The organism is Mediterraneibacter sp. 210702-DFI.5.30 (assembly GCF_020560115.1).
Taxonomy (GTDB): domain Bacteria; phylum Bacillota; class Clostridia; order Lachnospirales; family Lachnospiraceae; genus Mediterraneibacter; species Mediterraneibacter faecis.
On record NZ_JAJCME010000001.1, the window covers coordinates 1 to 18,331 of the forward strand.

Sequence of the window (18,331 nt, forward strand, 5' to 3'; positions counted from 1 at the left end):
TTAAACTATACAGCCTGACAAAACGAGGCCAGGCTTATCATATGCCGATGGAGATTCAGAGCAATTTCCTGGCGAAATAAAGTAAATAAAGATCCTGTTCTATATATCATAGTATGAACAGGATCTTTTTATAATGATTTATTTTCTATTTTAAATTTTATTAAACCGACTAAAGACTCCATAGTTTGTGTGTTTGACTTACTGTTTATATCTATCTTCTCCTAAATATTTTTCTAGTCATTGCAATATAAAATTGCTTATACAGTCTCTCCCTTAAGAGTCCTGGTATTTTGGATAATATACAGAGCGACCGATATGACCATCATTATAGCGCACAAACCAATCAACAGATCTGATACCATCGGTGTAATGTGGAACCATATAATATGCACCGCTGCAGTTCCATATAATAAAAAGGTTACTATCTTTCCATGCCAGTCTGCACCATGTACTTTTCCTGTCTTTTGTATCACAAGACATCCACTGACTACCATATACAGCTCCTTACCTGCCATTATTACGATTAAAAGAAGCACATGCGGAAAACGAGTAAACAGACAGATTAACATCGCTGCCTGTGTCAGCTTATCAGCCACTGGATCAAGTATTTTTCCTAAATTACTAATCCTATGGAATCTTCTTGCGATATATCCATCAGCAAGATCCGTAAGACCAGACAGCAATAAGATTTCACCAGCTAACAGAGGATTTTTCTTTACACAATAACTCCATATAATTACCGGAATCAGACAAAGCCGAAAAAAAGAAAGAAGATTAGGAACCGTAATAATTCTATTCAAATTTTCTTCCTGATTCACTTCACTCTGCATGTACGGTCACCTCACTTTTCTTTTTTTTAGACATAAACCAATAAAATATAACACAAAATGCTAAAGCAAACACAACACCAAAAACATTTTGAATCACTCTAAGACTAACCGCTCCTTGTAGTCCATAAGTCTCTGCAGCAATGGCTAAAGCACCAAATGTGTTAAATACTGCCTGCCAGCCATATTGTGCTGAAAGTCCTACACCGATTCCACCAAGAATTCCTATATATGCATAGATTGACGAAGGAAGCAGAAAATATAATACTGTAAAACATATAACACCTGCAATATTTCCGACAATCCTTTTACGGACTCTGTAGTGCATATCTTCCATAAACGGCAAAATCGCGGACATGGCCGCAATACCAGCCCACATTGCACGTGGCATATTACAAAGTTCTGCAATGCAAAGGACAATCGGTACGCATAAAATCTGACATATCTGCCATTTTGTTCTGGAAGAAGTGATATCAAATTCTTGTATCAGATCTTTCAGATTTCTTTTATAAGTTCTGTTTTTATGATTTCGATAAAATACGAAGCAGGTAAGTGCTGCACCTAAAGCCATTCCGACTAATCGCATCTGATAGCTTTTTCCCGTAACATCATAACCATATAGCAGCAGATACCCAAGAACCAATGTAGATTGATTAAACATGAATGGATTATGGCATCCGAACAGAATCAACACAGCCAGTGCCGCAATATTTAACAGCATTCCCAATACCGGTGAAAACTGATTTGCTAAATGCGGACATACAGTCATAATTACAAAGAACAAAGCCAAAAGCATCGTAGATTGTCCGGTGTGGATCCCCAGATCCGCATTCCGAAATACCATAAGGCATAATAAAACTACTACACCCACAATACTATTCTCATTTCCAAATAAGATACTGAAAATAGTAACAAATGAAAAACAAAATGCCATTGTAACAGCTATCTTTACCAAATATAGCAGTATATGATATGATTTTTCTTTCACTGTTTCACTCTTTTTCAACAGATTTTTAGAACCTGCCTGATTTAACTGCAATTCCTGATAAAATGTCATGTAATTCCTCCTCTATCTGTTTTTCTTAAACTTATATGGCCTCATCTTTCTGTATTGGAAGCTCTACAACAAATCTGCATCCACCATATTCACGGTTTTCTGCTTTGATTGTTCCTCCGGCACTATCTACAATCCGTTTTACAAGTGCAAGACCTAGGCCATTTCCTTCTGCTTTATGAGATCCATCTACCTGATAGAACTTGTCAAATATTCTGGATTTTACATCATCCTCTATTCCTGGTCCTTCATCTTCCAGAATGAACTTAACAGAATCCTGTTCTTGTTTCAGAAACATCGTAATTGTCCCCTTTGAAGGGCTGAACTTAATCGCATTATCCAAAAGATTTATCCAGATATGCATAAAAAGTCCTTCATTCCCAGTATATTTAACTTCCTCCAATTCTACCTGAAAACCAATTTCTTTTTCTGTCCATTTTGTTTCCAATGAAAGAAATGCCTGGCGGATCTGTTCATCCAGACGATATTCTGTTTTTTTCATTGGTATATTCTGATTCTCTAACTTGGATAACAGCAAAATATTACCAACCAATCCGGAAAGTCTTTGGGTGTTAAATAAGATTTTTTCTACATATTCCTCTTGATCCGGAGACAGTTCTTCTCCCTGAAGCAGCATTGTATATCCTTCAATGGCATTAATCGGGGTCTTGAACTCATGAGAAACATTAGATACAAAATCCATCTGCAGCACCTCTGTTGCACGAAGTTCTTTTGTCATAACGTTAAAACTTTGATAAGATTCTCCAACTTCTGCTATACGGCTGTTCGTTTCCAAATGCTGTTCAAAATCTCCCTGAGAAACTTCCTTCATTGCTTTACCAAGTCTGGTAATTGGTTCCAGTAACTTTGCATTGATAAAGGAAGTGATCAGCCCTGCAATCAATGTATTGAAAATCAAAAGCCAGCCAAGCACAGGTATGCTGCCCGGCAGATTAAAAAAATGATTCAAAAAAGCAAATAATAAAGCAGATATGACTGTTGAAAATACAAGTGCCAGCCAGATTGCACCAGTCAGACAGGATCGGATCCGCAATCTTTTTTCTTTCTTTTGTTCCATTATTTTTTCACCACCTTGTATCCAATTCCACGCATTGTTACGATTTCAAAATCAGGGTTATCTTTAAAACGCTCTCTGATTCTTCCTATATGTACCTCTATCGTATGTGGGTCTGCCTCCGTCTCGTATCCCCATACTTCATCCATCAACTGTTGTTTTGTAAATGTTCTGCCTGGCGAAGCTGCAAGCTTATATAAAAGCAGGAATTCTTTTTTAGGCAAAACAAGACTTTCCTTATCAGTTGTAACCGTCATTGCATCATAATCAAACTCTGTTGAACCGATCACAATTTTGTGTTCATTCAGTATCTGTGCACGGCGAAGCAGTGCTCCGACTCTTAAAACCATTTCATTCACATTTACCGGTTTTACCATATAATCGTCACTTCCCGAAAGAAATCCCTGGCGCATATCATCAAAGGAACCTTTCGCAGTGATCATAAGCACTGGTATCTGATATCCTGCTGAGCGAAGTTCTGACACCAGTTCATAGCCATCCATAACCGGCATCATAATATCAGAAATGATCAGATCAATATATTCCTTATCCAATACTTCTAATGCCTGTGCTCCATCCGATGCACTTTTGACTTGATATCCATTCTTCTCAAGCACTTTTTGGAATAGCTGGCTTAATTCTTTATCATCTTCTACAATTAATATTTGAAACACGTTTTCCTTCCTCCTTATTAAAACAGATACCTTGCCCATCCAAGCAGATGCTGTACCAAAAATATTTTTCTCTGACGTTTCTTTGTTAATTCGATCGGCTCTACATGATATGGATCACGATAGGTTCCATTTTCCAATACCTGGCGGGACACTCTTTCATATTCCATCATGCCCTCTTCCAACTGTTTATTAATATCTTTACTGCGAATTACAAGCATCAGTTCCGTATCCAGATATGCACTTCTCATGTCCATATTAAAGGAACCGATTACAGACAGATCATCGTCAATCAGAATACTTTTTCCGTGGTATGAATAACCGCCTTCATATTCCCAGATATTAATTCCTGTACTTAAGATTCTATTTCTGTTTTTCGCATAATCGGCAGCCCCAAATGGATTCCCATTATTCGCAACTGAATTTGTCATGATAGAAAAATCTGAAACGTTCTCTGCAATCTCCTCCCATGTATTATACATCATATCATTACAGATAATATATGGCGTGTGGATCTTCACACGATTTTTTGCATTTTTCATCAATTCTCCCAACTGATACCACACTACTGGTTCTTTGGAACCTGTGTGAATAGGATTTGACACTAATGCAATCTTTTCTGTCTCAAAAGTTTCGTCCGTGTAATCGGTATCGCAGATTCTTTCCTTATTCTCTTCAAAATATTTCTGATAGCCGTTCTGCAGCTCTAAAACTGCGTTCTTTACAGATTTTCTATTTGCCAGTTTTTTATTGTCATGAAAATAACCACTGTCTTCTTGTTCCCATATCGTTTCAAAATACTCTAACAACTGGTTAACTGAATTTTCTTTCTCAGGTTCATCGCAAACCACTAACACGTCTCTGTCATAGTTCTTATGTCCCGGAAAATCCCCCAGGAAATAATTGTATGTATTTCTTCCCCCAAGAATATATCTCTTTCCATCTGCAATCAAATATTTATCATGCATTCTACCCATCATTTTCCACGGTTTCAACGGATTGGCCTTATTATACAGTTTAATTTCAACATTCTCATGGGAAGATAATCCATAGAAATACGGATTTCCTTCCATATCAATCCAGCTCTCCATTCCATCTACTAACAGACGAATATGTACACCTCTGTCTGCCGCATCATGCAGTGCTCCTAAAATCAATTTTCCACTTTCATCGGATTGAAATGCAAAAGTAGAAAGAATAATTTCCTTTTTTGCATTCTTAATCAAACGCACTCTTTGTAAAAGTGCTTCTGGATTCTTTTCTATGATTACTGCCCGTTCTGTATTTTCACTGCATTCGTTCCATGACCCATTTTTTGTTTCTTTTTTGGTTGTATTGGACACTTCCGGCTGCTTTTTATATGCAACGCAGATTCCGAGCAATTCATAAAAAGCCACACATAAAAAAATTGCCAGTATAACAAGAAGGATTTTACATATTTTATGCTTTTTCATTGTACATCACCTGATTCCTTTTTATTTCATACTTATACAATACAAAGTCAATCTCAATTTAACCTCAACAAAATTTATTTTTCATAAAAAAATATGACCGGCTTCTTTTTAAAGAAACAGTCATATTTTTATTCTAATATATGAAGGAGCTTTTCTTACTCCGTTGTATTAATCACTATTTTATTTCTTCCATAAGCTGTCGGATTTTTCTCAATGTACACCGTGTAACTGCCAGGTCATCTTCTTGTATATTCGATATGATTTTTTCATAAGCTTCTATCATTTTTTCTTTCTGACAATTACTTAATTCAATTGCCTTGTTCGTCAAAACAAGGTATGTTCTTTCTTTTTTTTCATCTAATTTCCAGATAATATATCCTTTATTTTCAAGACTTTTTACCATCTTAGATGTTTCTGGAATCGATAATTTCATGTATTCTGCCACTTCTGAAAGATATACTCCTTCATGACAGTCTGATTTTTCAACACATTCCTTTATACTATAAAGGAACAAATAATCTGTTCTTTCAACAAATTCAAATATGCTTTCAACATTGATGCTCTTTAAAAAAAACTCCTCTGCACTGGTTCCTGCTCCCATATTATCGTTCCTCTCTTTCTATATATTCTTTTTTGCTGACTAGACTCTTATATGCCGGTCGAATGATCTTATCTGTAGTTATCAATTCTTCCAGGCGATGTGCACTCCAACCAGCAATTCTTGCTATCGCAAATAATGGCGTGTACAATTCTCTTGGAATATTCAACATGTCATACACAAAACCACTATAGAAATCTATATTAGGACTTACTCCTTTGAATATCTGACGCTGCTTTGCAATCAACTTAGGTGCAATCTTCTCAATATTGTTATAAAGGGTCATATCTTTCTCACGTCCTTTATCCCTTGCGAGTTGTTCTACAAAGCCTTTGAACACCCTTTCTCTCGGATCTGAAATAGAATATACAGCATGTCCCATTCCATAAATAAGGCCTTTCTGATCAAACGCCTCTTTCTTCAAAATCTTACTCAGATATGATGCAATTTCCTCTTCGTCTTCATAATCTTTCACATGACTTTTAATATCATCCATCATATTCATTACCATCAGATTTGCACCGCCATGTTTTTTTCCTTTTAAGGATGACATTGCTGCTGAAATAACAGAATAAGTATCTGAACCTGAAGATGTTACTACCCGTGTAGTGAATGTAGAATTATTACCACCACCATGTTCCATATGTAACAATAATGCTATATCCAGTACTCTTGCTTCCAGTTCTGTGAATTTTGTATCTGGCCTTAATAGGCGCAGGAAATTTTCAGCAATAGATAAATCTTTTTCAGGTCTATGAATATACATACTTTCGTTTTTTTCATAATGACAATAAGCATGGTATGCATATACTGCTAACATAGGAAATGCTGCGATCAACTGCATACTCTGCCTTAGCACATTCGGAATTTCAAGACTTTCTTTCTCCTTATCGTAAGAGCCCAATGTAAGAATACTTCGAGTCATAGAACCCATAATATCTGATGTAGGTGCTTTCATAATGACATCTCTGGTAAAGTTAGTCGGTAGTTCCATACAATCAGATAGTCTTCCCTGAAATTCCATTAACTGTGTATCAGTTGGCAATTCTCCGAATAAAAGAAGATATGCTCCTTCTTCAAAGACAAACCTTTTTCCTTTACTTCCTGTTACTAAATCTTTTATATTATAACCACGATAAGATAACTCGCCATCACATGGACTCTTTACTCCATCACGATATTCAAAAGCTTTTATATCAGAAATATTTGTAAGCCCCGTCAACACACCTTGGCCTTTTTCATCTCGTAAGCCTCTTTTTACACCATACTCTGAATACAGATTCTTACTAATGCTATCATTTTGTTCACAAAAAATTGCTTGCTGTTTCATATAATTTTCCAAATTGCTCATTTTAATCGCTCCTTTCATTCTGTTACGAACTTACATACTATACTCAGATATTCTTGTTTCCAGAGCATTCAGCATTGTTTGTTCTTTTTCTTATTCTTATTCATTAGCAATACAATACAATGGAAAACTCAATTTAACCTCAACAAGGTTTGTTTTTTCATCCATGCAAAATCTTCTTTGTACAACAGACTGTTAGATATAGCAAAAACGGCCTTTCAAAAACAGTTAACTTCTAAATCAACTGTTTTTTGAAAGGTCGTTTCATCAGATTCTTATAGCAATCCAGCAAATAATCTCATAAATAATTGTCCCAGTCGCAAATATGCACTTCGTCCGGTTTGATATTGGTCTGTTACATCACGACATTCTCCCATCGTTCTTATCAGATCATTTTTTATTTCCACAACTGCCTGACAATCTGCCATAAAACAGCCGTTTTCAAAATGGTGATATAAACTTCGATAATCCAGATTAATTGTTCCACAAGTTGCCATACAGTCATCTGCCACACTCATTTTTGCATGGCAGAAACCAGGAGTCCACTCATAAACACGAACACCATGTTTAACTAATCCATGATAAAAAGAACGAGTTATATTATAAATGAATTTTTTATCAGGGATACCAGGTGTGATAATTCTTACGTCTACCCCTCGCTTAGCAGCCAGACATAACGCATGCGTCATTTCATCTGTTATGATTAGATATGGAGTCATAAACCAACAATATTTTTCAGCTTTATTTATCATACTGATATAAACTTCTTCTCCTACTTGCTCATTATCCATAGGGCTGTCTGCATAAGGTTGAACAAACCCAGTTTGCTGTGCCGCATAATCATAGTGGAAAAGGTATTTACTAAAATCAGAATCATTAGCATCCTTATCACTTACTGCATTCCACATTTCCAAAAATGTCACCGTAAGCGACTGAACAGCATCTCCTTCTAAACGAATACCTGTATCTTTCCACTGTCCATACGGGTGTGTGTAATTAAAATATTCGTTTGCTAGATTATATCCACCTGTAAATCCGACTTTTCCATCAATAACTGTTATTTTTCTATGATCACGATTGTTCAAAAACAGATTTAAACCTGGCATAAACGGATTGAATACACGGCAATGAATTCCTATTGCCTCCATCTTTTTCACAAAATCTGTGTTAATAAAGCCTATAGAACCCATATCATCGTAGAATACTCTAACTTCCACACCTGCTTTTACTCGCTCTTCCAGAACATCTTGAATCTTATGCCATGCTTCAGCGTCTTCTATCGCATGATATTCCATAAAGATAAACTTCTGTGCTTTCTCCAAATCCTTAAGCTGTGCCTCTAATCCTTTCACTGCTTCATCAAAATACACAATATCCGTATTCTGATAGATTGGATACTGCGAATTTCTTTGTATGTAACTTGCTATATTTCCTGCTTTCGGAATTGTTTCTTTTATTTTGCTCAAACACTCCTGACTGTCCGGAAGCATTGGTAACAATTTGCTATCAATTTCTGCATATCGCTCACGCATTTTATGTGTGCCACCATTCAAACCAATCAACAAATACAGGCCTACACCCATAATTGGGAAAATTAGAATTAAGATGACCCAAGGCATTTTCATAGAGGATGTCTTATTTGATGCGTACAATCCCAAAACCAAGATCCCACTCAAAATCCTTGTAAATAAATTTATGATTTCTGCATATTCATTCAAGCGTGTTACGATAGTAATAATAAAAATCACTTCCAGAAGAATGCAGATTATGGAAAAACACAGCCGTTTTACCCCATTTTTTGTTTTTGCTTTGCCCTCTAAAGTATCTTGTTTCATATATATTCCACCTTCCTACTTGCTCAGTTTTCTCCCTAAATTTCGTGGAACATACCAATTTTGTCTTTTATTCTCTGCATTTCATTATCTGCTTCAATGATAGCTCTTGCAGAATGAAGTAATTCTTCACTTATCTCATCATAGCCAGGCATTTCTTCAATTCCTTTTTTATAGCGAAGTTGATGTTCCAATGTAGCCCAGAAATCCATACCATTGGTTCGAATCTGTAATTCTACACGCATAGGTGTTTTACCCTTAGCAAAAAATACTGGTATTTCAACAATCATATGATAGCTTCGATAACCATTCGATTTTGGATTTTTTATATAATCTTTTATTTCAATAACTTTAATATCATCCTGTTGGGTAATCAAATCTGATATCATATAAATATCGTCAATAAACGCACAAACTATTCGAACGCCTGCTACATCATTGAGATATGTCTGTATATTTTCTGTTGTAAATTCATATCCCATCTTCTGCAGTTTATCGTAAATACTATTGGGCTGCTTAATTCTTGTTTTTATAAAAGAAATAGGATTTCGATTGTTCTCAACTGAAAATTCATCATCCAAAACCTCAAGTTTAGTTTGTATCTCCCGAATAGCACAACGATACATCATCATTAAATTATAAAATTTTGTAGCATTATTTAAAAACTGTAGTGATTCCGGACTGTTCATCCCGAGTTTTTTTACTTCATCTTTTGTCATGGAACTTTCCTTTCTACCTCATCCCTGATTTCAAAACATTATTTATTTTGATAGTTGATTCGTTCTCCTTGAATTACTGGATAACAAATCATTTTATCACTATCCAGATTTTCTACATGCATATCTACTGCACTGATCTGATGGTTTTCATAAGTATTGTAATAATAAATACCTTTTGTAACATTACAACACGACGTATACAATGTGATTTCATATTTTCCATCCGCTACTTCGCAACATCCTCGTTGCTGATCCACAGATCCGAGAATGTGGAAGAATTGGCTAACGCTTTCTTCCTCTGATTCACCTGAAATTGCATTTACCTTTGTAAAAGCTACACGTACAAAGCGTGAGGAAGATGAGAGATCTCCCGGAAGACCTAATCCTCCCATACCTCTACTATATGCATCAAGAGCCAAATTTTCGCAGAAAGTATTTCTGGGCTGTTTAGGAGATAAATACATATAATTATTTAGTTGAAACATCTGCTGTGGAAATGGTGGATTATTCGTAAGCACTCCTACTGGATTGTCATAAATATGCAAACCATCTGACATAGATTCTACCGTAATTGACTCATTCTCATCAGAAATGATCCAGTGTAATTGTGCTAATGGTAATTGCTCGCTGAAAGGAGTATTAACAATATTAATTCGTTCAAGAAGCTCGCGAACTTCAACTAAAGAAGAACACTGACTTAAAATCCACGGAATAAATTCAAACTGTGCAATATTTTCCACATCTGGCTTAAGCGCAGCATAAACAGCATTTCCGACAAAATTCAGTCCTGCCATTGCCACTCCTTTTTCATTCATAGCATCATAATACAAAGGATAATCCTCAGCAACATGAGCCATTCCAATAATTGCATAATGATTTTTCATATCGCCAACATGGCGAAAATTAAACGCATAATTACGTGGTGTAATTACTATCTGATCACCATAAGAGAATTCATAATCGAGGGTTCGTCCAAAGTAAAAATCTTTTGTTTTATAAGTTGCTGCTGTACACATGATCGTTTATCCTCCTAAATAGATTGAAATATGTCAATGAGCTTTTTCTTGAACAATATTATAGCACAATTCTTTTACTTTGTTCCAACTTCATACATGATCATAACATGTAAACTTTAAACTATTTTCCTAGATTATTTCTCCATCAGTTTTTCAAACCAGGTATCCATAGCTAGGATGAATTGACCTACGTCTGGCAATTCTTGCAGCATTTCGTTTAGGGTTTTGTGCTTCACATATTTCTGCACATACACCCAACAGGCAACGCTACTGGCTTCTGATACAATGTCAGCTATGGTTTTGCGCATAAGCTCTTCAAATTCAGCAATTTCTTCTTTTGGGACAACATCATACAGTGTTGGTGCCTGATGACTTAATTTTACGCCATTTTCATTTGCATCTTTAAGCAAATTCTTAACTTTTTCTCTTGAATTCTCCGGTACTTTCATGTACTCCCACATAAATGCTACCACATCGGACGGTGTGTCTTTTTTAAGTGGTGGTAACTGAATATAATCATTGTTTTCGCTCATTTTCATATCCTCCTCACGATATAATAAAATCAATAATACGTTCTCTTGTCATGTCCAGTACAGTGTCCACGAATACTCCTGCAAACAGGATCAGATACAGAATTACACTCAGCGAAAATAGAAATGCAACCTGTACCCAGTCATGATAACAGTATGCAGTCGCTATAATCAGCAAAGTGAATAGAAACCCAAGGATTCCCCTGACAACCGCATAAGTCTGTACTGTCATCTTCACTGCTAGGCCGATCACAAAAAGGATCAGCCATACTGGCAGTAATAATATCTTCCCAGCAAGTTTTAAAATAAACATGTGTACCTCCTATCTTACCAGTCCTGCATATCATGGTTCACCTCTGCCTGGTAATATCCCTGCATGGTTGCCGGAGCATTATACAATGCAGCGAGTAAATATTTCTTAATGTTCTTGATTTCGGTTGTATTTTTCTTCATGCTGGAAATTACATACTGGATATGCATGAAGTTTAGTTTCATGAATCGATTTTTAACAAATTCTGTTGGTAGTTCATTACTGGCAATCACTAACTTTTTTCCAGTGTATGCTACAGTCTCAACAATCAACTCATAGATTCCCTGTACGAGTTGTACTTCGTTTGGGTAACTCTGCAAAAGAACATCATAATCGATATTTTGTTTGACTGTCTCTTCCAAGATAGAATACTGTTCCATCTCATCACATCTGATCTTATCATCTTCTGATTCTTGAGCCACAGATAGGATAAGATTAGATTCTGTATTACTCTTGTAAGTATTATTAGAATGGAAAAGACAAAGGAGCTGGTTACAATTGTATGTACTCAGCTCCTTTGTGTATAATAACACAAGGAATGATTCATCAACCGGTATCCTAAGCTAAAACAAGGAATGAATCCCTATAGGAACATAGAATATTTTGAGAAACGAAAAGAATTCATCAGGAGAAAAAGAAAAATAGCAAAGAATCGAGTTGCCGCTGCTAATCCTACTTATGTATAAAAGGATTAGTAGTCATCAAGGCTCGAGCCGTATACAGGGAAACTTGTAAAAATATAATGGATGGCTGCAACTTTTTTCATATGACTTTTGTATATAAGGTAAAGAGATGAAAAGAAGGTGGGAGGTGGAACGTATTGAGTAATTATTATGATGAGAATGAACTAATTAGACGAATCCAAAAAGGAGATGAATCAGCGTTAGCAATAATAATTTCGGAATATCATGCTTATGTCGGAAAAATTGTATACAGTATCTTAGGCAGTTACTCTCATAAAATTGATCTTCAGGGTGTGGTTAATCAGATCTTTTTTACCTTGTGGCATAAAGCTAATAAAATTGATCCATCGAAAAGCGTTACAATAAAAGGTTATTTAGGCACATTGGCCAGAAATACAGCTATAAATGAAAAGAAAAAATGCATACCAGATTACCAGATAAATGATGAGGTCATAGCAGATATTTCCGATGATTTTAACCAGGTTGAATTGAGATTACTGCTGGCGAATGCTCTGAGGAAACTGAATAAGGATGAGCAGTTAATATTAGTTCTGTTTTATTTTCAAAATGAGAAAATAGCCGATATTTCCCGCATTACAGGTATTCCGGCATCCACAGTAAAAAGCAAACTCAAACGCTGCAAAGAGAAGATGAAAAAATTTTTGGAAGAAGGAGGAAATCAGTATGAAAATTTCGTATAACGATATGTTTACTAACATTTCAGATGTTGCTTATGAAATATTAGAAGAAAATGATATGTTTAATGATGAAACCGATGATATGTTTTCTTCAGATAGAACTTGTAAAGATGTAACAGATATGATCCATGATCAGAAAATCGTGAGAAAAAGGCATTTTGCTATCAAGAGTGTTTTACTGGTTGCAGCTCTTGCTGCAATGTCGTCTATTCTTGCTATTGCTCACAACTACGGTGCAGCATTAATTGATGACAGCAACCGGCATTTAGTTGGAAAAGGACTTCATGGAGAAGGACAGATAATAGGAGCTGATGAAGAGATAGAGGTTCCGGATGAACCTTCAGATGGAATTTGGGAAACAACAGCTCGTATTAAATCATACAAAAACGTAAGCATTAGTCCAAACAGTATAACAGAATTTGCTGTATCCGGTGACGCCGGACAATATATTACTCCGGAAATTATATTTGGCAACAATGATTTAGTCATTTTTGAGCAGGAAGACGGATCAGGCTGGAAATTAAATGAGGGAGAAACCTTAATGATTCAGGCAACGGAATATGAAGCGGAAACAAACGGTGGAAATGGCCAGGGAATCATGTATTTTTATATCTGTGACGGTGAAATATTAGATGGAAAATCAGAGCCTCGTAAAGAATTAAATCAAACCTTTGAATTAACTGCAGAAAAATCCGGAGAATATTATATCTGTCTTTTAGGTGTAAGCTCAGATCCTATATCTTTAAAGGAAGGAAAAATAGTTATTAAATAGTAAAAAACGGTTATGAGAGAGAGTGCGATTACCAGGTTAGGTGATCGCACTCTCTCTCATTTTTTTATTATAGGAAACTTCAAATTTTTTTAAAATTATGCAACTTTTTTAATGTTCCATTGTATATATAGGTAACAGGAAGTGTGGGAAATAAAGGAAGTAAAGGAGGTAAATGTTTATGAAAACAATTTTAAAGCGAACGATTGGTTTTTTTCTTTCTCTTGCAATGATAATTTCTGTAGCATGTTCTACGGCGGTCGCAGCAGAGACACCAGAAGATCAAATTTACATCTCCCAATAAGGGGTGACAACAGAGCGGAACCAAAATGTTAGCTGGACTTCTTAAAACCCATGTTTGCAAACCGGTAATTTTGATTAGCTGTCAGCTAACAAAAATCGGATTGCGTTAGCTGGAAATTGATCATTTTGAATGGAATTTTATGTCACGAATGTGATTAGAAAATAACAAAAGCGTTCGTTGTCAGCTAATTCAGCTAACATTTTCGAACGCTTTGAACCGTCCCTGGGGGGATTCGAACCCCCGCAAAAACCCGCCTTAGGAGGGCGGTGCTCTATCCAGCTGAGCTACAGAGACACATGACGCAAACCCTTGATTTTACTGGGTTTCTAGGATTTTTCCCTTTGGGGAATGCCTCGGCCTTCCTTAGGAGGACCTCGTTATATCCATTTAACTAAGGGAACAATTGTATCTGTATTCCAGACACAGTTAATATCTTATCATAGAACCTACAAATTCTCAACCGTTTTTCATCTATTTGGAAATGAACCGTGTTGATGGAAATACGAGAGAAACTTGATGCAATCGGGATATCGTCTGAACAGGTAGACAAGAATCAAGTAGTTGTTAAGCATGTTAAAATAGATGGGAAACACTGTAGATGTATGACGAGACGGGACGATAGTTATATTGTTGCCGTAACAGTGGAGGATTCTGTTTATTTACAGGGAACTCTTTTAGCAATACTGATAGTGGGCACTTATCTGGTATTGGCGACATGCTGGATGATGTATATGCTCTCGAAAGTTATAAAAAGAAAGGGATAGAAGAAAATAAAGCCGGTGCAGGATTCATTTCCTGTATCGGCTTTACTGCTCCTATCAAGACTCTCTATGTTTCTCAATATAATACGGAACGCAGGTTGTGAAGAAATCAAGAATCGTATCTGCATAAGAAGTATCATCTTTTGGAATCGCATGAAGTACCTGTTGAATCGCGAATCCATCAAGTGTAGCCATAAAGATAGAAGCGAATTGTTCTGCAAGCTTACGATCATCAAGTGCAAATGCAGAAGCAAAAAGCGTAGCAGCCTGATCCAGGATCGACTTCAATCCGGAGGTATATTTCTGGGAAAATTCTGAATCACATTTCATCGCATCTGATAATAGAAGTAAGTATAGCTTTTCTTCCTGAAGGCGTTTGAAACGAATCCGAGCTTCTTTTTCTACATCAGAAAAGAGAGAATCTACGGTGATTTTCTCTTTTTTATTTTCATGAAAAATACGATGTGCAAAATGAATCGAATCAGTGACAATTTCAGCAAATAAATCCTGTTTATTCTTATAGTAATAATAAATCGCGCCGGTTGTCATATTGGCTTCGGCAGCAATCGAACGCATACTTGTCTTATCAATTCCGAACTTTTCAATCTGTCGGATCGCAGCTTGTTTGATCTGTGTTTTGGTTGTATTTTTTTGTTCATTCATGTTCTTTACACCTCGAAATGAATTTGTGTTATTACTCACAAAATCTGCATTATCCGTGTCTCTTGGCAGTGTGGTTGACACGGGAGTGAACAGTAACATGATTATAGCATAAAAAAAGATAAATGTAACATCGATATTTGTTTGACAAAGCACATAACAAATGTTATGTTGGTCTTATAGGAAATTATTATAATTTATGAAAAGATTTATGAAAAAGGAGAGGGAATATGACAGACAAATTTAAAGGCTGGTATCCGGACTATATTGAGAACGAAAAAGAACGTGAACCAATCTTAAAACTTGCCAAGATGATGACAGGGCGTGCAAAGAAAAAGCTCGGATTAGAGAAGATGACAAAGTACGATCCGGAGTATTGGGGACTGGCACTTTTGTGTACAGATGAGCAGGCTGAGATCGCATTGAAGATGGGGGTGCGCCAGCCGAAAACTTTAGATCAGATGGTAAAGGTGACAGGCAAGGACAGAGGTTATCTGGAGAAGCAGTTAGAGGAAATGGCAGAGGTTGCGCTGGTGGAGTATAACTGGGAAAATCCACAGCATGAGAAGCAGTATGTACTGCCGATCTTCGTACCTGGAAGTGCAGAGTTCTCTTGTATGAATGCGAAGATGTTAGAGAAGCATCCGGAGCTTGGACTTTTCTTTGAGAGAATGAGTCGTATTGCATTGGAAGGACTTGCACCATTTATGCCTGAGGGCGGTGTTGGAATGCATGTTATTCCGGTAGAGAAGGCGATTTCAACAGAGAATCAGTCTCTGCCAATCGAGCACATTTCACATTGGCTTGAAAAGTATGAGGGAAAATATGCAGCGAGTCCATGTTCTTGTAGAAGATCTCGTAAAACATTCGATGAGGGATGTGCGGATGATCCGGAAGAATGGTGTATTGCGGTGGGCGATATGGCAGATTATATCGTTGAGACAAATAAAGGTGGACACTATATTACAAAGGAACGTGCGTTAGAGATTCTGAAACAGGCAGAGGACAATGGTTTCGTACATCAGATTACAAATATTGACGGTGAGAATAAGATTTTCGCCATCTGTAACTGTAATGTAAATGTCTGTTATGCGCTTCGTACTTCACAGTTATTTAATACACCGAATATGGACAGATCTGCATATGTTGCAAAAGTTGAGACAGAGAACTGTGTGGCTTGCGGACGTTGTGTAGAGTACTGCCCGGCAGGTGCTGTTAAGCTTGGTCAGAAGCTTTGTAAGAAGGATGGTTCTCAGGTAGAGTATCCGAAGCATGTTCTTCCTACAGAGAAGAAATGGGGACCGGAGATGTGGGACGAAGACTATCGTGATAAGAACCGCATCAACTGTTATGATACAGGTACAGCTCCGTGTAAGACAGCCTGTCCGGCACATATCGCTGTTCAGGGTTATATCAAGATGGCAGCGCAGGGAAGATACAGAGATGCCCTTGCACTGATCAAGAAGAACAACCCACTCCCGGCAGTCTGCGGACATATTTGTAACCGTCGCTGTGAGGACGCATGTACACGTGGAACAATCGATCAGGCAATTGCAATCGATGAAGTTAAGAAGTTTATTGCAGCTCAGGATCTGAATGCTGAGACACGTTTTATTCCGGAGAAAGTAGTTCCGGCAACAAAAGGATATTTCGATGAGAAGATTGCGATTATCGGTGGTGGACCGGCAGGTTTATCCTGTGCATTCTATCTTGCTGAAAAAGGATATAAGCCGACTATTTTCGAGAAAAATGAGCGTGTCGGCGGTATGCTCGTATACGGAATCCCATCATTCAAATTAGAGAAGGATGTCGTACAGGCAGAAATCGATATTATCAAAGAGATGGGGGTAGAGATCAAGACTGGTGTAGAAGTTGGAAAAGACATCACATTAGATGAACTTCGTGCACAGGGATACAAAGCATTTTACATTGCAATCGGATGTCAGGGCGGACGTCTTCCGGGAATCCTGAATGATACAGCAAAGGGATGTGCATCTGCGGTTGATCTCTTAAAAGAGGTGAATGCAAATGAGAAATACGACATCAAGGGTGACGTAGTTGTCATCGGTGGTGGTAACGTAGCAATCGACGTAGCAAGAGACTCTAAGAGATGTGCAAGTGACGATACAAAGGTAAATATGTTCTGTCTGGAGTCCAGAGAGACAATGCCGGCTTCCGTAGAAGAGATAGAAGAAGCTGAGTCAGAAGGAATCGTTGTAAATCCGGGCTGGGGACCGAAGGAAGTTCTCGTAGACGAGAATGGTGAGGTCCGTGGTGTTGTATTAAAGAAATGTCTTTCTGTATTTGATGCAGAAGGAAGATTCCATCCGACATATGATGAGAGTGAGCTTATGACAGTAGAATGTAAGCATGTATTCTTCTCTGTTGGTCAGTCAATCGTATGGGGTGATCTGTTAAAGGGAAGCAAGGTAGAACTTGGACGCGGAAATGGAGCAGTTGCAGATGAGCTTACTTACCAGACAGCAGAACCGGATATTTTCGTTGGTGGAGACGTTTATACAGGACCGAAGTTTGCAATCGATGCGATCGCAGCAGGAAAGCAGGGAGCAATCTCAATCCATCGTTTTGTACAGCCACAGTCCAGTCTCACAATCGGACGTAACAGAAATGATTTCATCGAATTAGATAAGAATGACATCAAGGTGGAGAATTATGATAATTCCAGCCGTCAGATTCCAGGACATAATGATGCAATTGATACAAAACACTCCTTCCGTGATGCGAAGCTTTTATTTACAGAAGAGCAGGTGAAAGCGGAGACAGCGCGCTGTCTTGGATGTGGAGCATCTGTTGTTGATCCGAATAAATGTATCGGCTGCGGACTTTGTACAACAAAATGTGAATTTGATGCAATCAAGTTACATAGAGAACTTCCGGAATGTAGCAGAATGGTTCCTTACGAGGATCGTCTGAAATTTGTTCTTCCGAACATGGTAAAACAGTCCATCAAACTAAAATTTAAGAAGAAATAAATTTGAAAGAAATTAAAGTAACTGTTCAG

18 protein-coding genes and 1 tRNA gene are annotated in these 18,331 nt (G+C 37.2%); 4 read left to right on the forward strand and 15 right to left on the reverse strand.

Annotated elements, in window-relative coordinates; translation table 11 throughout:
* Nucleotides 1–257: 257 nt before the first annotated feature.
* The 13 genes from LI126_RS00005 to LI126_RS00065 form a co-directional block, all read right to left on the reverse strand.
* Complete coding sequence (locus LI126_RS00005; RefSeq protein ID WP_055053943.1) at nucleotides 258–830, reverse strand: CDP-alcohol phosphatidyltransferase family protein; 573 nt, start codon at nucleotides 828–830, stop codon at nucleotides 258–260.
* Nucleotides 820–1,884 carry an FUSC family protein gene (locus LI126_RS00010; RefSeq protein ID WP_227164584.1) on the reverse strand — a complete coding sequence of 355 codons (1,065 nt, stop codon included), beginning with the start codon at nucleotides 1,882–1,884 and terminating at the stop codon, nucleotides 820–822. Before LI126_RS00010 ends, LI126_RS00005 begins: the two co-directional genes overlap by 11 nt.
* Nucleotides 1,885–1,915: 31 nt before the next feature.
* Nucleotides 1,916–2,959 (reverse strand): HAMP domain-containing sensor histidine kinase, encoded by a 1,044-nt coding sequence (locus LI126_RS00015; protein ID WP_015527718.1) that lies wholly within the window; start codon nucleotides 2,957–2,959, stop codon nucleotides 1,916–1,918.
* Complete coding sequence (locus LI126_RS00020; RefSeq protein WP_003693048.1) at nucleotides 2,959–3,669, reverse strand: response regulator transcription factor; 711 nt, start codon at nucleotides 3,667–3,669, stop codon at nucleotides 2,959–2,961. The genes LI126_RS00015 and LI126_RS00020 overlap by 1 nt, the downstream gene beginning before the upstream one ends.
* On the reverse strand, nucleotides 3,648–5,081 hold the full coding sequence (locus LI126_RS00025) for a phospholipase D family protein (protein ID WP_055166961.1): 1,434 nt from the start codon (nucleotides 5,079–5,081) through the stop codon (nucleotides 3,648–3,650). Before LI126_RS00025 ends, LI126_RS00020 begins: the two co-directional genes overlap by 22 nt.
* Before the next feature lie 175 nt (nucleotides 5,082–5,256).
* Complete coding sequence (locus tag LI126_RS00030) at nucleotides 5,257–5,682, reverse strand: MarR family winged helix-turn-helix transcriptional regulator (RefSeq protein WP_006858455.1); 426 nt, start codon at nucleotides 5,680–5,682, stop codon at nucleotides 5,257–5,259.
* A gap of 1 nt (nucleotide 5,683) precedes the next feature.
* Nucleotides 5,684–7,048 carry a citrate/2-methylcitrate synthase gene (locus LI126_RS00035; protein WP_227164585.1) on the reverse strand — a complete coding sequence of 455 codons (1,365 nt, stop codon included), beginning with the start codon at nucleotides 7,046–7,048 and terminating at the stop codon, nucleotides 5,684–5,686.
* A 254-nt stretch (nucleotides 7,049–7,302) separates the two neighbouring features.
* Entirely contained in the window at nucleotides 7,303–8,862 is a 1,560-nt protein-coding gene (gene cls / locus LI126_RS00040; protein WP_055166960.1) for a cardiolipin synthase, read from the reverse strand.
* 35 nt (nucleotides 8,863–8,897) lie between these two features.
* Nucleotides 8,898–9,578: a GTP pyrophosphokinase gene (locus tag LI126_RS00045; protein WP_055166959.1), complete on the reverse strand. Its 681-nt coding sequence runs from the start codon at nucleotides 9,576–9,578 to the stop codon at nucleotides 8,898–8,900.
* 38 nt (nucleotides 9,579–9,616) lie between these two features.
* Nucleotides 9,617–10,594: a choloylglycine hydrolase gene (bsh, locus tag LI126_RS00050; RefSeq protein WP_161286586.1), complete on the reverse strand. Its 978-nt coding sequence runs from the start codon at nucleotides 10,592–10,594 to the stop codon at nucleotides 9,617–9,619.
* 134 nt (nucleotides 10,595–10,728) lie between these two features.
* The gene (locus LI126_RS00055; RefSeq protein ID WP_021650147.1) at nucleotides 10,729–11,133 is read right to left on the reverse strand and encodes a hypothetical protein; all 405 of its coding nucleotides are present in this window, start codon (nucleotides 11,131–11,133) and stop codon (nucleotides 10,729–10,731) included.
* A 7-nt stretch (nucleotides 11,134–11,140) separates the two neighbouring features.
* Nucleotides 11,141–11,437 (reverse strand): hypothetical protein, encoded by a 297-nt coding sequence (locus tag LI126_RS00060; protein WP_055166957.1) that lies wholly within the window; start codon nucleotides 11,435–11,437, stop codon nucleotides 11,141–11,143.
* A gap of 14 nt (nucleotides 11,438–11,451) precedes the next feature.
* The gene (locus tag LI126_RS00065; RefSeq protein ID WP_147322155.1) at nucleotides 11,452–11,814 is read right to left on the reverse strand and encodes a DUF6017 domain-containing protein; all 363 of its coding nucleotides are present in this window, start codon (nucleotides 11,812–11,814) and stop codon (nucleotides 11,452–11,454) included.
* A 440-nt stretch (nucleotides 11,815–12,254) separates the two neighbouring features.
* Here LI126_RS00065 and LI126_RS00070 point away from each other — a divergent pair, with 440 nt between their 5' ends.
* The 3 genes from LI126_RS00070 to LI126_RS15665 all read left to right on the forward strand — a co-directional run bounded on the left by LI126_RS00070 (nucleotide 12,255) and on the right by LI126_RS15665 (nucleotide 13,888).
* Entirely contained in the window at nucleotides 12,255–12,818 is a 564-nt protein-coding gene (locus LI126_RS00070; protein ID WP_117861307.1) for an RNA polymerase sigma factor, read from the forward strand.
* Complete coding sequence (locus LI126_RS00075; RefSeq protein WP_055163319.1) at nucleotides 12,802–13,587, forward strand: hypothetical protein; 786 nt, start codon at nucleotides 12,802–12,804, stop codon at nucleotides 13,585–13,587. The genes LI126_RS00070 and LI126_RS00075 overlap by 17 nt, the downstream gene beginning before the upstream one ends.
* A 178-nt stretch (nucleotides 13,588–13,765) precedes the next feature.
* A complete protein-coding gene (locus LI126_RS15665) occupies nucleotides 13,766–13,888 on the forward strand; it encodes a hypothetical protein (RefSeq protein WP_255651100.1) in 123 nt (40 codons plus the stop codon).
* A 217-nt stretch (nucleotides 13,889–14,105) separates the two neighbouring features.
* Here the strand turns inward: LI126_RS15665 and LI126_RS00080 are convergent.
* Together LI126_RS00080 and LI126_RS00085 are read right to left on the reverse strand one after the other, a co-directional pair.
* Nucleotides 14,106–14,182, reverse strand: a tRNA-Arg gene (locus LI126_RS00080).
* A gap of 524 nt (nucleotides 14,183–14,706) precedes the next feature.
* Nucleotides 14,707–15,312, reverse strand: coding sequence for a TetR/AcrR family transcriptional regulator (locus LI126_RS00085; protein WP_227164586.1), 606 nt, complete (start codon nucleotides 15,310–15,312; stop codon nucleotides 14,707–14,709).
* 227 nt (nucleotides 15,313–15,539) lie between these two features.
* Here LI126_RS00085 and LI126_RS00090 point away from each other — a divergent pair, with 227 nt between their 5' ends.
* Nucleotides 15,540–18,302, forward strand: a complete 2,763-nt coding sequence (locus LI126_RS00090; protein WP_227164587.1) for an FAD-dependent oxidoreductase — start codon at nucleotides 15,540–15,542, stop codon at nucleotides 18,300–18,302.
* Nucleotides 18,303–18,331 lie beyond the last annotated feature (29 nt).